The organism is Pseudomonas sp. lyk4-TYG-107 (assembly GCF_030209055.1).
Lineage (GTDB): Bacteria > Pseudomonadota > Gammaproteobacteria > Pseudomonadales > Pseudomonadaceae > Aquipseudomonas > Aquipseudomonas putida_A.
On sequence record NZ_JARVST010000006.1, the window covers coordinates 109,331 to 123,785 of the forward strand.

The window sequence follows — 14,455 nt, forward strand, 5'->3', positions numbered from 1 at the left end:
GAGTCCACATTGGTTATGGCAATTTGCCGAGCGTTTTCCTATGCTCGCGGATCGTTATGGCTGCTGTGTATGGGAGGCCTTCGGGTCTGCCGGGTGACTCCACCGGTCTTGCACACCTATGCACAGCTGCCACCACTTTCGAAGTGCGAGCGAAACGGTGTCGGCTCCTGAAACTGGAGTAAGACCGAATGATCAAACCAACACCCAATCCCCCCGAAACCCCAGACATATCGCCCTACGAATCGCTGGAATCCAAGAAATTCCACGAAGCCGCCGAACGCGCCCTCGACCACCACTTCAAACCGCGCACCGAATCCCAACCCAAACGCGAAACTGGCCTCTTCAGCCTCACCCCCGGCACCGACGCCGAAGCCCTGATGGCCAACGCCTCCGAAGACCTCCTGTCCATCAGCGCCATCGCCTGCGACCTCGCCGACGACCTCCACGGCTCCCGCCGCTCAGTAGCACTGGCCCTGAGCAGAATGGCGGACGGGGTGCGATTGATGGTGGAAGGGACGCTCGACCATATTGAAGTGCGGAACCTGGCGGCCAAGTCGTAGCGGGATTTGCGGATGAAAAAAGGGGACTTTAAGTCCCCTTTCTCAAGTACGTGAGTCACCACTGACAGCCTGTTTCAGGCAAAGCATTCATGTTGCTATCGTGTTCGAATATGTACTTCTTTCCGGACTTACGGTTTGTGTAAACGATTCCGTAAACGAAGGGATCCTGGCTCGCCATTACATAATCACCAGTCACAAGGCCTCCCGACACCTCCTCCCACTTCGTCGTGATTTCGGGGGGCCGATTAGGGTTCGGAAACTCTTCTTCCGAGCCTCCATAGACGAGAGTAAGCGCCTCTTTCGACTTACTGTACCTAACGCTCGCAACTTGCCATTTGGCGCTCGAGTCGTGATACGTCCGCAATTCAAAATTGCTGCTCTTACCCTCTTGTGAACGGAAGCAATAGATCTCCGTTTTGACCTCGCTGTGAGCCACAAGAGGAAAGAGGAATGACAACGCAACAGATAACATCCGGATTGATTTCAAACCGATCATTCCTTCAACGGTTCAGAGGTAACTGAAAGCGCATCCGCACGCTGCAATTCGCGAAATCCTCACGGAACAAACGCTCGCTCATTTCGCAGTGCCCATCCGCATATTGCTTCCAAAGCGGATCATCGAACTCATCCCCTCCCAGTCGCTCAATGGCGGCCGCTAAGTCTCTCTCATGATCCTTCCCCGCAATCGCAGATGCCGCCTTGTAAAAGCCATCTAGCGGTAAGCCCGTCTGCAGAGCAATCAACTCTCCCAACCGGGCATTGGTTGTTTGCACGAGACACGCGAGCCTTTCGATGGGTGCCTCTGCACCGGGCAAAGCCGACTGATAGGTATCCTCGCAAAACGACTCTTTGAAACGCACCCATTTCTTCTGCACATCGGTCAGCTGATTCTTGTCAGCAGGCGCCAAACTGACCAAAACTTTCTTATATTGCTCATTCAACACTGCATCGACTTTCTCGAAAGTCTGCTGACCACAAATGATCAAATCGGGATTGGAAAAACTGTCGGGATTACAGACTTCCTGGGCATGCGCAGGAATCAGCAAAGCAGCAAAAAAAACACCCGCGACCGGCCTACAGAGCGCCTTGAGTTTGATCATGACCCGGATACTCCGCCACTGCGCTCAGCTACCCGAGCAGGAATTTTCAAAGCCTTTCCCGCGTCCGACATACGCGACGCATATTGCTTGTACGCCGATACCGCTCGCTCTTTATCGTTCATAGCCCAATAGCTATCTGCGAGATTCAGGTAAGCCACCGTCCGCGCTGGGTTGTGTGCAATCACCGCATTCAACAGCTCAATGGACTCTGCGTAGTAACCCGCTTCGCCGAGTAAAAAACCTAAGTCGTTGGACCAGCCGGGACGCTGCGGGTAGTAGTACTTTGCGACGATATAGCTATCGGGGGGACAAGTGTCATGCGAGCCACCGCCCATCAACACGTAGCTCATCGTATCCTTGAGGGAAAACTCATCACCCTTTCTATAGGCTGCCAGCGCCATATCCAGAAGATCAGCCGAATCGACGGTCATCAATTTCTTAACACCCTCAATACGACCAACACGAGCAACCTGCAACTTCTGCAGCACTTCACGCCCATCGAAAGAAGCGAGAGTGATTGGGCCCAATGTCTGCACCGGCAACTCCACTACGCTGACGAGCGATCGATCACATGAGTCGTTATTCGCCACTTCTAGCAGAGCTTTCAGCTCAAACTGCTTCGAGCTTCTATTGAAGGCGAACAACAGGTTGAAGTTATAAACCGCGTTGTCTTCCTCACTGGTTACCAGCGCTATGTAATCCCCAGCCTCAACGAACGGCTGCTTGACGACAGCTTCCTCAGCCTGCGGATCAATGACAGTCATGACGCCAGGGCGACCTTTGAGTACATGGACGCTGAAGACACCCTGAAGCGCAGACGAGTACTGACTCTTGATCAGAGGCAGCGCCTTCGACGTATCGAGCAAGATGTTCTCATCACGTGCCTGTACCGGCGCAATCAACAACCGGTTGGAGACCTCGTCCGCTTCGCCCGCCAGCACAAAGACGTTTTGCCGAGATTCATCGCCTAATAAGTTTGCCGGGATTTCCTTGAGAACTTGGGGCGCAGCAAGCGCGGGAGAACCCGGTACAGCGACACAACAAGTTAGAGCGCAGAGAACGCTCTGCAATACGCGTTTCACTTTCTTCAATCCTTGATTCAATCAAATGATGTCCAAATACGCCCAATAGATCTTGCCCGTTTAAGCACCGGGCTCAAACGAACCGCATTTCAGTTCTTTGATTTGCTCATTCTGAATCGGAATCACACAGGCAAGGCGCCTCTCTCCAAGTCCACGAAGCTCCGTCAAACTGAGCGTCACGTGCAACCCATCCTCGGCAAACGCATGATCCTCAAACCCGGCATCGGCATAGTCCGTCCAAAATGCCTTGCCTTCGAGACTGCAGAACCGCTTGGAGGACAGCACTCTCCAACCGCCATTGGGCGCCAATATCTGGACTGTCAGGCAAGGGCTGCCAAAGGTGCTGACATAGCGCGCGACGACATCCCCAAATCGATGGGCGTCGGTTCTGGACACTTTGTTGAGATCGACCACATTACCCGGCTCATCAGCGACGATTGTGTCCAGGTAAGCCGCACGTTCCAGACTCATTCTGGCCACGCAGTTGTTGATAGTCGTGACATGCGCTGCCACCCCAGGCTCGATTTCCGTGGCTTCAAGCGGGCATGTGGTGTCGCGTAGCTTGATCCAGGCGCGCTGGGATTCTCTGGCCATGGCGACCAGCGCCTTACCCTGCTCAGGGTCGCGCCGCTGTTGAGCCTCAAACCGTCCCAGCAGTTTCTTGTAGCTGGCATTGAGTTGCGTGTCGGCTTCCTTGCGGGCTGCCTCCACACACCGATCGACCTGGGCGCTAACGGTGATTTCTTTGCAGTCGTCCTCGGCCATCGCAAAAGAGGCAAATAGGCATCCAAAGGAAAACGCGATAAAACGCACAAACATGTTCAATTTTTCATTCCCTGAATTGCGGATCGCTCAACGACACGTTGAGGTATTTTCTGCGTCTTGCCGTCGGCGCTCATCGCGTCGCGGTACTGGCTGTAATAGCGCTGCGCTTCGTCTTTGCGATCGAGACGCCAGAGTGAATCGGCGATGTTCAACATCAGTACCGTGCGTTTACCAACGGCCTCAACGCCGCGATAAAACTTCAGCGCCAGCTCATCTCTACCGCCCTCGGCTAGATAAAAACCCAGGTCGTTGTACGCCTGAACATTTTGCGCCGGGGGATGGCACGCCATGTAGGACTCGGGGCTTAAAAAGTTCAGGCCCCATTCGATGGATTCTGCGCGGGATTGCGCCGGCCTCATACTTGAAACATATTTCAGCAAGTCCTTTGGGGACTTCGTCTCCAGGGCAGGAGTGAGCACATCACCGTCTGCGGAAATCCACTGATTGCCCTTCCACTGACCGACACAAAAAGTGGACCAACGATCAGCCAGCACGCAACCGGTCTCCATGGAGATCACAACGCAATGCTGTTGCGACTCCAGTTTTTCTTCACCATTCTCGAGCGACAACATCCCGAAGATCACTGGATCGAGCAGCAGAGTTTTCTTGTCAGGACTGAGCATATTGGAATGCCCATCGGCGCCAATGTCGGCGCCGAAAAGCGGGAAGGTTTTGCCGTTGGCGGTGAACCATGCGGTCCCCGGCTCAACGCCGGGCATAGTCCACTTTGTCGCTCGAAACGTAACCGTGTGTCCGTCGATACCGACTATGGGCGGGTCCTCGGCAAGGGCACTTGTGGCGGCAAGAAGGCAGTTGATCATCAACACCCACTTAAGGCTGGCCATAGACGATCCTCTTCACCGCCGGGCTTTCTGACATTAGCTGTCTCTTCGTAACGCCATAGGCCTTGATCAGCTCTTCCCGAGATCCCTTCGAGCCAAAAGAGCGTTGGTTATTATCGAAGCTGTATTGCTCCAATAGCCCTGCTGTCGAGTAATACCCATGCCACTCCGCGCAGGCACCACAACCGCCATATCCGCCTATCGAAACAAGGCTGCCCTGGGTGCCTTCCACGCAATCCATCGCCACAACGACATTGCTCAACATCTTCGTCTTCGCACCGTCGGAAGTGAGTTGTGAAACTTTGCTGATATCGCGTCGAAGCACCTTGCTACCGATGTTGATGGTCTGGTCGGAGCAAACCGGGATAACGTGGGTTTCCGCATCATCCACCGTCACCGATCGGCAAGACGACACCAACACCACTTCAACACCGCCGCACTGCATGACATCGCGTTGGGTGTAAGCATCCGTCGGCGCGGCGAAGGCTGGGGAAGAGAACAACCATGCCAGCCCCCCGAAAAACAAAAACTGATTCATTAAGAAATCCTTTTCGCCGTTAACCAGCCTGTTGTTCCGCCAAGCACTTCGCATAGCCGTCCGCAAACTTGGCATCGAATGACAATGCCACTGGCTCCTCCAACTCCGCCGAGCTATTGAGCAATACACGGGTAGCCGGGGTGTATTTGATCCAGCCAATCGTGCCGGTGCCGTCGGTGTCGAAAAACAGCTGAGCGCGCACTACTTCACCGTCATCCTCATCGATCAGCAAATTGACCTTGTCCTTGCCGACATAACGAAACGGAAAATCGCTGCTCCTGACAAGCTCAGTAAGGTAGCCGTAGCAACTCCCTTCGCTGGCAGTCGCGGGCAGTGAATGAGATAAAAGCGAAAGCGCAATCAGCACAGGCCGAATGAAAAACCGATTCATCGACTCACTCCTCATCCATCGGCGACGATTCCACGTCTGTCATGCTCAGCAGCCGGAATTCGTTATTCACAAACTCGTAGTAACGATCCCGGTTGCCGCTTTCCAACGCATTCCCTTGGGCGTCCTCTTCACCGTCGAGCGTGATGCCGGAGACGATGATCAAACGACTATCGGGCTGGTAAACCATGCCGAAGGTGCTGCCGTCGTAAGCATTCGGCAGACCGCCAACAACCTCACCGGTCTGGGCATCCAGCACTTCGCCGCAAATGGCGCTGCCGCCACAACCTAGTCTGTGCAGGATGTAATGGCCGGCGAAGTTGACCTTGCCTTGCAAGGCTTGCACCCGTGCCTGATCCATCATTGAGCTGCTGTTTTCTTGCAGCACCAACTTATGGTTGGGGCCGGTGAACACTGGCGTGACGGTGTAATCCTTGAAGGTTGGGTCGGCAGCGAATGCCATGGACGCGGCAGCCAATATCAAGCTGCCGAGAACAATCGAAAATCCTTTCACGTAGTAACTCCGTAAATGCAGTGGGGACCGTCGGCTCACTCAGACTGCCCTTCATAAAGCTGTGTGTGCGGATTGAATCGCCACAGATGTGGCCGGGTCATGGCCTCTTTGCCCTTGTAGCGGATCTGGCCGCGCTTATCGCGAATGTAGGAGTAGATCTCGATGTCTTTTACATCGCCGCCGTTCTTGGGCGTACCGTCCAGAACTTTGACCTCGGCGAAATAATCGCCCCCGACATGCTTCAAGTAACCGTGGCACTGGATGAGGAAGGCGAAGGTCGAGTCACCCGCTGAACCACGGCTTGAGTAGGAGGTGAAAATGAAATCTTCCTGGCCGTCGTCATTAAGATCGCCGTGATACACCACCTTGCCCTCCTCCAGACTGAATCCATCAGGTTGAAAACTTGAATGTATATCCAGGATGTAATCGGGTCTTTCCACCCATTGCGAGAGAAAATTCTTCGTATCGGTCTCCGAATTGCACAGATCCGTCGCCATGCTCACCATCGGCAACCAGGCCAAACACATCAACAACCGTCGTTTCACTTCGTATCCTTCGAATTCATCAATTGCAACTCACCATCCCGATACAACACCTCACACCCCACCCACGCAGGATCCACCTGCGGCATCACCGCCGACGGCTTTCGCAATTCGCGCAGCAACGTCGAGCCATGCGACAACCGCCCACCCATCCGCGCAATCACTGCCCGCGCCGTTTGGTAATGCGCGTGCCGCCCCGGATCGAGGGTGTCTTCGAGCAAAATATCCTCGCCCAGAATGCCTTGCACTTGCCCCGGATAAATCATGAAACCGGTGGCCTGCTCCGCACCTTCGCGACCGTCCTGCCAGAAGCTGCCGTCACGGGTGCGCACGTCGGGATGCGGCGCAAACCAGTGCTCGCGATCCGCCATCGGCATCGCGTGATGCAGACGGAAGAAGATGCGCATCAGGTTGTCGCGGTACCACTCGCGTACTTGCAGGTAGTAGCCGCGCAGGCCCGGCAGGCTGGTCGAATGCGCGAGGCGGATCAGTCCGGACCATTGCGGGAATGGCTGTAGCGGCAGCTCGCTCGACGCAGGTCGAGGGGTGGCCGGGTCGGTTTCCCACGGCAGTCGATGAGGACTGTTTTCCAGATTGTCGTACGCGGTCGGCGGGCGGCCCAGCCAATCGCCGCCGCTGCTGGCCAGCGCCGTGGCGATGCACAGATTGCCTTGCACCACGAACACGTAGAACCGGGAGAACCAGTCTGCTAATTGCTGGCCATCGGCAGCTTGGGCGACCAGTTCGGCAAGCTCCCGATCGAAGCGCTGCAAGCCGTTTTCAAGGTTCAGCAAATGGCCGCGGGCCTTGCGTTGCATACGTAAAAACAGCGGCAAAGAACGCAGCATCTTCAGCGGTTGCCACGGCAGATGCGGCGTCGCTCCGCCAACTTCACCGGCGTAGTTAGCGGCGCTGATGCCCCAGTCGGCCAACCGGGCAAGAAACAGATCATTGTTGATGTAGGAAGCACCGCCGAACACAGCAGTGAATGGCTCGTTGTCCTGCAACACTCGCGCATCCCAGCGCGCCATGATCGCCGGGATACTCGCTGCCGCGCGGCGCTGGGCGTACTCGACCAGCACGCTCGGTTGCGGCGGCAGGATCTCGGCGATGTTGGCGGCGGTCAGGTGCCGGCGCCAGCCATAATCGCTGATCGGCCGGTATTGCAGCAGCCACAGTTGCGAGCCGTCCCAGGCCCATTCGACGTCGCCGGGCACGTAGTGGAACACGCGCAACACGTCTTGCAGAAAGCACCACAGCAGGTCTTCGGTCAAGCCGTGGGACGGCGTGAACGTGCCGCTGCGCCAGGCATCACCAAGCCGCGAAAGCGTTGCTTGTGAGGGGCTGACGTGACCGTCGGCCAGCGTTTCGAGATGGCCTTCAACCCACTCCAGCTCTACCGAGAGATGGCGCACGAACGCGATCCCGGAAACTACCGGCGTGATGAAGCGCTGCACCACCACTTCCTCGACGCCTTCGGCCGTCAGTTCGGCGATGCGTTTCGACACATTGGCGGTCGGCTCGCGCAGATAGGTTGTGCTCAAACCGGCATTTGCCGAATCGGCCTGATCCTCGCCATAACTGGAGGAGCGCACCGCCCAGGTCACGTCGGGTTGGGCAGCGAGAAATGCTGGCAGACGCGGATCATTGCAATCGTTGAGGGTCAGCGCCGCCGGCACCGCTTGCCGGGCCAGTTCAGCCAAGCGCAAACGCCCGCCCTTGGTGTGCGCGACAAACCCGCGCTCGCCCGACTCCAGCCACTGCGCGAACTGCGCAGGCGAGTCAATCCACGGGTAATGGCCCCAACCGGGTTTGAGGCTGATAGTCAGATCAGCGCGAGCGAGAATCGCCGACCACGCCGCCGCTTGCTCGATGCCGAGCACAGCGTCCTGATCGCCCCAGACCAGCTCGACCGGATCGGTGATCCACTCCAGCAGCGGCAGCGCAGTGTCGGCACGAATCAGATCCCAATGCGGAACGAACGCACGGCAGCGCGCATAACCGGCGCCCATGCGCTGGTATTGCGCGGGGGTCCAGGTCTGGTTGGAGAACTTGCGCGCGAACAGCGCGGGTTTGTTCGACAGCAGCCAGTGAATGGTCTTGCGAATCGGCAGCGGCGACATCAGCGCCGGCAACCGCCGCTGCCATAGAAACGCACCGACTGGCGCCAACAAAACGCTGCGGGAGAAGTGCCCCGGCCGACGTTGCAACGCATGCAACACCAGCAACGCATTGACCCCGACCGCCATGATCGCGCTGCCCTGCTGTGTCATCGCCAGCAAGGTCTGCGCGTAGTCCGCCAGATCCTCGCAGGGCGGCTGCAGGTTGGCGCCGAAGCCCGGCAGCTCCAGCGGCACCACGTCGTAACGCTGAAAGTGCGGCAGCGCGTCACTCCACCAATCGGCGGCGCTGCCGTTGCCGGCCAGCAGATACATCAAGGGCTTGCTCATGGACGATCCTCAGGTCAGATCGCGCAGAGCAGCGTCGAGGGTTGGATAACGGAATGTGTAGCCAGCCTCGGTCAAACGCTGCGGCACCACGCGCTGACCATCGAAGAACAACTGCGCCATCTCCCCTGCCAGCGCACGCACTGGCGCGGCGGGAATATGGAACCACACCGGACGCTTGAGGACCTTGCCGGCCTGCTCGGCGAACGCTGCCTGACTGACCGTTTCCGGCGCCACCATGTTGTAGGTACCGCGCAGACTGTCGTCATCGAAAGCCATTGCGATCACCTGAAGCACATCATCGCGATGCACCCAACTCATGATCTGCCGACCATCGCCCATGCGCCCGCCGAAGCCCAAGCGGAACGGCAGCAGCAACGGCGTCAACGCGCCGCCCGGGCCGAAGACCACGCCAAGACGCAGCACCACCTGACGCACGCCAAACTCAGTGGCCGGTTGCGCGGCGGCTTCCCAACGCGCGCAGAGTTCGGCCATGAAACCGTCGCCCTTGCTGGCGTGTTCACCGAGGCTTTCGCTGGCATCGCGCACGCCGTAGAAGCCGATGGCAGAGGCTTGAATCCACAGCGATGGTTTTTGCTTGGTGTTCTTTAGCCAGGTCATCAATGCTTCGGCGGTGCCGACTCGGCTGGCGAGCAGTTGCGCCTGACGTTTGGGAGTCCAGCGTGGGCCGGCGACGGGTGCGCCGGCGAGATTGATCACTACGTCGAAGGCTTCGTCGCGGCTGAGTTCGCTGAGCGAATGCACGCAGCGGGCGCGGCCGTCGAATAGATTGGCCGCGTTCAACGGGTCGCGCGTTAGGACGCTGACCGAATGGCTGGCGTCTAGCAGTTGGTTGACCAAAGCTTCACCGATGAACCCGGTGCCGCCGGTGATCAGCACGCGCTTGAAAGCGCCGCTGGCAAACGGGTCAGACAGGCTCGTTGTGTTTACTGCAGGAGACTTCCGGCGGTCATGGCGATACAGCCACACCAGCGGCGGTAACAACACCAGCAACGCAAAACCGTCGAGCCACAGATGCGACCAAACCTGCTTTTGCGCAGACAGCCACATGTCCTGCGGCGCCCATAACAGGATGCCGGCGATCAACCATCCCCACACTGCTGGAGCTTTCAAGCGATTGCCCAAGTGCACCAGCGCGAGCATGTACAGCGAATAACTTTGCAGCGTCGCGCCAAACAGCGCGAGCCACCAGACCTGTTGTTCGTGGCCGGCGGCAGGTACCGCATCGGCGCCCCAGAATGCGAGTTCCAGGGTGTGCAGATAGCCGTCAAGTAATCCGGAATGCCCGGCCCAGGCCAGGGTGAGGCCGGCAAGTATGTGCACGATTGCGGCGGTGTATAACCAGAACGCTACCGCGGGGCGAAGCGAGGTCGAGGGGGCTGGCATTCCGTGTCCTGAGCGCATTACTTGGGGTGGAGAGTTTAAGGGGGACGGGCAAAACTCAATACACAATCCGCCCCCATTCAACCTGCTTACTTTAATGCTTGGATGGTTGGGTCTTGATAGCTCGAATCAATTTCAATACCCGCCTTTTCCGCCTTGTTTTCCCGGGACTGCCGAATCGCAGCGTATTCTTTCAACTTGCCTGGTAGCAGTTCTTTCCAGCGTTTTTTATCTTCAGTCTCTGGAAAAGCAGCACTCCAATACTCACGGTCGGTTGTGAAGCTCAAGCTCACCAAATAGGTTCCGCGCTCATCAGGAGCATCATCAGAATCTCGCCGCCATGCCTTCAACGTCAGATGATTGCCATCTTTGTGAAAATGCCAATTGTAAAATTTACCAACCTTCAACCACCGCTCAAGATCCAGTTCATAGTTCGGATCCAGCCACGGGTGGCTTAATACGTAATCCCCCATAACTTCATCAGCTGAATTAATCTTGTCAATCTGACTGCCCGAAATTCTTGGGTCAGAAGGTGCGTAATAGTGCATCCAACCCGCTTTTTTTATGTCTTTAATCAACCCGTACAAAAACGCTCGATACTCATCATGTTTGCTGCCATCCGGGAGGCTGCGAACCGATAAGTCAAGGTTCTCTATAGTCGTACCTACCTCACCATCTACTGCAGTGCTGACGCTGGCGACCTGATTCAGTCGCAGATTTTTATTCACCTCAACTGACGGCAGATCATCGTCACCGAAAGACTTCTTGACTTTATACCAACACATGTTTACGTCAGAGATGCACTCTTTCGAGAAAGGCACCGGGGAATTAGAAAGTAGATCTTTGATCTCTTCGCCAATCTCAACACTGATTAGCGGATTTTTGTTCGTCATGGAGCCAGCTCCTACACTGTCTGAATCGCCGCATGCTGCAAGCAATAAAAAAACCAATAAGCCATAAAATTTCATTTCCGGTTTTTCCAGGTAGAAATCATCCCTATTTGCTGCTCCATATATTCTTTTTTCTGCCCCATCATTTTATGGTACTGCTCTGCAATTTCCTGAATGAACACCATTCGATCTGACTCGTTAAACAAATCGCCTTTCGTCATCTGAACTCTCAACTCCTTATTGTTCACATCACAAGCAGAACTAAAAGAGGCAACCCGTAACGGTACAAAAGGGGCACCTTCGGCAGCAGCTTGAGTCTGTAGAACCTTCTGAAACAGAAATCCGTTGTAAATAAGCGGCTGAAGAATTCTTCTTTGCTCATGATCAGCAATTGCCAGAAGCGATTGCTGCTGAAGATTTCGTTTCGCAACTGGATCAGATGTCGTCTCGGATTTTTTTATAAGATTGAAGCCAGTGGTGATATCTGGGGTCAAGCCCAGATTATTCAGAACGGGTAGTGCATCGTCTGCCCAAGGCAGTTCATCAATATTCATTTGAACTTGCGCATCACAGCTCTTGGCATTTCGCTTCGGCGCACAATCATTAAATTGTTCTGGATACTTTTTATAGAACCAGTGCCAAACAAAAATATCCTGAAACAGCCAAAAATTGCCCATACCGAGGCCGTTTTTACCTATTTTGTAGGGGATCTGAAACGGCAACGGCACTATCCCTGTCAGGTACGGTTCCGAAGGAATGTAATCCAGACCGCACATGACCTGCTTACTCGCGAAAGCTGCCAGCCCCATCCAATAAAATCTACCTTTTAAGTCTGGCTTTCCATCTTCACCACGCTCCAAATAAAACTCGGCATAGGCAGCGGCGATGCGTGCGGCTCGTGCGCTGAAATCACCCACCAATACCATCTTGCTGGACGAAGAGAACCAGCTCGTCTCAGCCACACTTAGCCGACTGATCGCCTCTTGCTGCCCCATCGTCCACAATTTGTCACATTTCAACGTAATGTCTTGAACGGAGCAGCTCTGATTGTTTGTTTTGAAGGTAGCAACAGGTGTGCTCATTTATTTCTACTCGCTTCGTAATCGTCGGAGCCTTCCGGCACGATGAGTTCATCCCACATCAAATGGACTTCCGCGGTTTCCTCGCTATCGCTTACAACACGCGGGTGCAGACCCTCGGTGTTGCTTTTGGAGATTTTTGGAGCGACTGAAGAAGGGAGAATAATTGCGGCTTTTACCGACTTGATAGGTTGACCTAGGCCAGTCACAAAACGGATCTGTTCATCATATTTCGGGCTATTCGCAGTCCCGGATTTAAGTGTATTGCCCGCCCGAGCCTGATCAGCAATCAGTGGAATGACCGGAGCCAGAATCCCGATCCCGGTGCCACTCCCCGGCGAGCCCCCGGCATTAATCTTCACCACCGGCCCAACCACCGTCACACCACCGCCATCAAGCTTGATAAAGCTCCCACCACCAAGAATGGTCAGCTCCGTCCCCGCCTCAATAACAATCTTGTCCCCAGCCTTGAGGTGAATCTCTTTCCCCACGCTGGTGAGCTGCGCAGTCCCCAGCTTCACATGCTGGTTCTGCCCAACCGTGAGGTGATCATCCAGCTTCGCTTCAACCTTGCGGTCGGAAATCGTCGTGCGGTGTTCTTCAGCCTTGAGCTCGGTGTAAGTGTTCTTCACCACGGTGTCGTGACGTTCGTTGCCGACACGAATCTTCTGGTCGTGCTCAATGTTCTCGTCCCAGTCGCGCTGGGCGTGGATGTAGATTTGTTCGGCGCCTTTTTTGTCTTCGATGCGCAGTTCGTTGTAGCCGCCGCCACCCGGGGAGCTGAGGGTTTTGAAAACGCTGCGGGTTTTATTTGCCGGCAGGGCGTACGGCACCGGGTTTTCCTTGTGGTACAGGCAGCCGGTGACGAGGGGTTGGTCGGGGTCGCCTTCTAGGAAGGTGACGAGGACTTCCATGCCGATGCGCGGGATGCTGATCGCACCGTAGCGGTCGCCGGCCCAGGAGCTGGAGACGCGTAGCCAGCAGCTGGTTTTGTCGTCGGCCAGGCCTTCGCGGTCCCAGTGGAACTGGACTTTGATGCGGCCGTATTGGTCGCAGTGGATTTCTTCGCCTTTGGGGCCGGTGACCATGGCGGTCTGGCTGCCGAGCACGCGGGGTTTCGGGTGTTCGAGGGCCGGGCGGTAGAAAACGTCCCACGGGGTGGCGAGGAAGGTGTTGCGGTAGCCCTGATGGAAGTCGTCCTTGTTGTCGGTGGTGTCGCTGGTCACGCCTTCTTCGAGGACTTGCGGCTGTTTGCCTTCGTGGAAGATTTCGGTGAGCAGCCACAGGTCGTTCCACTCGCTGCGCGGGTGGTCGGACATGGCCATGAAGTGACCGCTGACCAGTTTGGTCTGGTCGCCGCGACCTTCGGCCTGGCGGTAGTCGGCGCGATGGCGTTCGAGGGCGCGCTGGCTGAGGAACTTGCCGCGCGCGCGGTCGATGAAGCGGCCCGGGTAGTCGTAGTCTTCGAGATCCGGTTCAGTGCTCTCGCCATCCGGTTTGTAAGCCGCTTCCATCTGCAGGCGCGGTTTTTCGAAGTCGTAGTCGCGGCGCGTGGTGCGGCTGGTGCGGGTTTCCAGGCGCAGTTTGAAGCCTTTGATCACCGGCTCTTCAGCGACCATGCCGCTGCCCTGTATGTAGGCGGTCGGCTGGCCGAGGTCGGGGAACACGGTCTGGTCGTCGCCGAACACCAGCAGGTGGCCCTTGTCGCTGTGCTGGAAGTGGTAGTGAATACCCTCCTCCTCGCACAGGCGCTGGACGAAGTGCAGATCGGTTTCTTCGTACTGCACGCAGTAGTCGCGATCCGGGCACGGCTGGCTCAGCTGGAAGCTGTAGGCGTTGCCCTTGATCCCGTGTTCGTCGAGGATCAGCGCGATGATTTTCGGCGCCGACATCTGCTGGTAAATGCGCTGGTTGGTGCGGTGATGCAGGTATTGCAGTTGCGGCACCAGCGAGACCTTGTAGCGGGTCAGGCGCTTGCCGGCATCACCCTGGGCGACGCGGTAGATCTGCCCGTGAATGCCTGACCCTTGTGGATCGAATGCGAGGAACGCCTGCTTGTGCAGGAGTTTTTCCAGATCCAGATCGGGGTTTTCGCTGACCAGTTCGAGGTCGAAGCGAAACGGCTGGCTGATGCCTTCGGTGCCGGTGAACGACAGCACTTGCAGGTCGCCCACGTAGTCTTCGACCTTGAGGCTGAAGTGGGTTTCGTTAGCTGGGTTGAACATAAAGCGCTCCCTGTTCGAA

General features: G+C 56.4%; 14 protein-coding genes. 1 reads left to right on the forward strand and 13 read right to left on the reverse strand.

All coding sequences use genetic code 11. The features are described from left to right. Nucleotides 1–188 precede the first annotated feature (188 nt). Complete coding sequence (locus tag QRN61_RS06275; protein ID WP_027610398.1) at nt 189–560, forward strand: DUF6124 family protein; 372 nt, start codon at nt 189–191, stop codon at nt 558–560. Between the two features lie 500 nt (nt 561–1,060). On the opposite strand, the gene QRN61_RS06280 is transcribed toward QRN61_RS06275, so the two are convergent. The 13 genes from QRN61_RS06280 to QRN61_RS06340 all read right to left on the reverse strand — a co-directional run bounded on the left by QRN61_RS06280 (nt 1,061) and on the right by QRN61_RS06340 (nt 14,436). Then, on the reverse strand, nt 1,061–1,660 hold the full coding sequence (locus QRN61_RS06280) for a lysozyme inhibitor LprI family protein (protein WP_103369793.1): 600 nt from the start codon (nt 1,658–1,660) through the stop codon (nt 1,061–1,063). Next, the gene (locus QRN61_RS06285; protein ID WP_103369792.1) at nt 1,657–2,742 is read right to left on the reverse strand and encodes a tetratricopeptide repeat protein; all 1,086 of its coding nucleotides are present in this window, start codon (nt 2,740–2,742) and stop codon (nt 1,657–1,659) included. The genes QRN61_RS06280 and QRN61_RS06285 overlap by 4 nt, the downstream gene beginning before the upstream one ends. A 60-nt stretch (nt 2,743–2,802) precedes the next feature. Further along, on the reverse strand, nt 2,803–3,561 hold the full coding sequence (locus QRN61_RS06290) for a lysozyme inhibitor LprI family protein (protein ID WP_285373425.1): 759 nt from the start codon (nt 3,559–3,561) through the stop codon (nt 2,803–2,805). Nucleotides 3,562–3,563: 2 nt separating this feature from the next. Then, nucleotides 3,564–4,412: a tetratricopeptide repeat protein gene (locus tag QRN61_RS06295; protein WP_285373426.1), complete on the reverse strand. Its 849-nt coding sequence runs from the start codon at nt 4,410–4,412 to the stop codon at nt 3,564–3,566. Further along, complete coding sequence (locus QRN61_RS06300) at nt 4,399–4,947, reverse strand: hypothetical protein (RefSeq protein ID WP_047596813.1); 549 nt, start codon at nt 4,945–4,947, stop codon at nt 4,399–4,401. The genes QRN61_RS06295 and QRN61_RS06300 overlap by 14 nt, the downstream gene beginning before the upstream one ends. A 19-nt stretch (nt 4,948–4,966) precedes the next feature. Continuing rightward, nucleotides 4,967–5,338, reverse strand: coding sequence for a hypothetical protein (locus QRN61_RS06305; RefSeq protein WP_052032672.1), 372 nt, complete (start codon nt 5,336–5,338; stop codon nt 4,967–4,969). A gap of 4 nt (nt 5,339–5,342) precedes the next feature. Next, nucleotides 5,343–5,798, reverse strand: coding sequence for a hypothetical protein (locus QRN61_RS06310; protein WP_183783528.1), 456 nt, complete (start codon nt 5,796–5,798; stop codon nt 5,343–5,345). A gap of 86 nt (nt 5,799–5,884) precedes the next feature. Continuing rightward, the gene (locus tag QRN61_RS06315) at nt 5,885–6,394 is read right to left on the reverse strand and encodes a hypothetical protein (protein WP_285373427.1); all 510 of its coding nucleotides are present in this window, start codon (nt 6,392–6,394) and stop codon (nt 5,885–5,887) included. Next, the gene (locus QRN61_RS06320; RefSeq protein ID WP_285373428.1) at nt 6,391–8,841 is read right to left on the reverse strand and encodes an alpha/beta fold hydrolase; all 2,451 of its coding nucleotides are present in this window, start codon (nt 8,839–8,841) and stop codon (nt 6,391–6,393) included. Before QRN61_RS06320 ends, QRN61_RS06315 begins: the two co-directional genes overlap by 4 nt. 9 nt (nt 8,842–8,850) lie before the next feature. Beyond that, a complete protein-coding gene (locus tag QRN61_RS06325; protein WP_285373429.1) occupies nt 8,851–10,245 on the reverse strand; it encodes a TIGR01777 family oxidoreductase in 1,395 nt (464 codons plus the stop codon). 86 nt (nt 10,246–10,331) lie between these two features. Beyond that, complete coding sequence (locus QRN61_RS06330; RefSeq protein ID WP_096795402.1) at nt 10,332–11,210, reverse strand: hypothetical protein; 879 nt, start codon at nt 11,208–11,210, stop codon at nt 10,332–10,334. Further along, a complete protein-coding gene (locus tag QRN61_RS06335; RefSeq protein ID WP_096795403.1) occupies nt 11,207–12,214 on the reverse strand; it encodes a DUF2515 family protein in 1,008 nt (335 codons plus the stop codon). Before QRN61_RS06335 ends, QRN61_RS06330 begins: the two co-directional genes overlap by 4 nt. Beyond that, nucleotides 12,211–14,436, reverse strand: a complete 2,226-nt coding sequence (locus tag QRN61_RS06340) for a type VI secretion system Vgr family protein (RefSeq protein WP_285373430.1) — start codon at nt 14,434–14,436, stop codon at nt 12,211–12,213. Before QRN61_RS06340 ends, QRN61_RS06335 begins: the two co-directional genes overlap by 4 nt. Nucleotides 14,437–14,455 lie beyond the last annotated feature (19 nt).

What these genes read in the sequence shown, in the direction of transcription:
- QRN61_RS06275 (WP_027610398.1), top strand. Translation starts at nt 189, where the DNA reads ATGATCAAACCAACACCCAATCCCCCCGAAACCCCAGACATATCGCCC.
- QRN61_RS06280 (WP_103369793.1), bottom strand. Translation starts at nt 1,660, where the DNA reads ATGATCAAACTCAAGGCGCTCTGTAGGCCGGTCGCGGGTGTTTTTTTT.
- QRN61_RS06290 (WP_285373425.1), bottom strand. Translation starts at nt 3,561, where the DNA reads ATGTTTGTGCGTTTTATCGCGTTTTCCTTTGGATGCCTATTTGCCTCT.
- QRN61_RS06295 (WP_285373426.1), bottom strand. Translation starts at nt 4,412, where the DNA reads ATGGCCAGCCTTAAGTGGGTGTTGATGATCAACTGCCTTCTTGCCGCC.
- QRN61_RS06300 (WP_047596813.1), bottom strand. Translation starts at nt 4,947, where the DNA reads ATGAATCAGTTTTTGTTTTTCGGGGGGCTGGCATGGTTGTTCTCTTCC.
- QRN61_RS06305 (WP_052032672.1), bottom strand. Translation starts at nt 5,338, where the DNA reads ATGAATCGGTTTTTCATTCGGCCTGTGCTGATTGCGCTTTCGCTTTTA.
- QRN61_RS06310 (WP_183783528.1), bottom strand. Translation starts at nt 5,798, where the DNA reads ATGGCATTCGCTGCCGACCCAACCTTCAAGGATTACACCGTCACGCCA.
- QRN61_RS06320 (WP_285373428.1), bottom strand. Translation starts at nt 8,841, where the DNA reads ATGAGCAAGCCCTTGATGTATCTGCTGGCCGGCAACGGCAGCGCCGCC.
- QRN61_RS06325 (WP_285373429.1), bottom strand. Translation starts at nt 10,245, where the DNA reads ATGCCAGCCCCCTCGACCTCGCTTCGCCCCGCGGTAGCGTTCTGGTTA.
- QRN61_RS06330 (WP_096795402.1), bottom strand. Translation starts at nt 11,210, where the DNA reads ATGAAATTTTATGGCTTATTGGTTTTTTTATTGCTTGCAGCATGCGGC.
- QRN61_RS06335 (WP_096795403.1), bottom strand. Translation starts at nt 12,214, where the DNA reads ATGAGCACACCTGTTGCTACCTTCAAAACAAACAATCAGAGCTGCTCC.
- QRN61_RS06340 (WP_285373430.1), bottom strand. Translation starts at nt 14,436, where the DNA reads ATGTTCAACCCAGCTAACGAAACCCACTTCAGCCTCAAGGTCGAAGAC.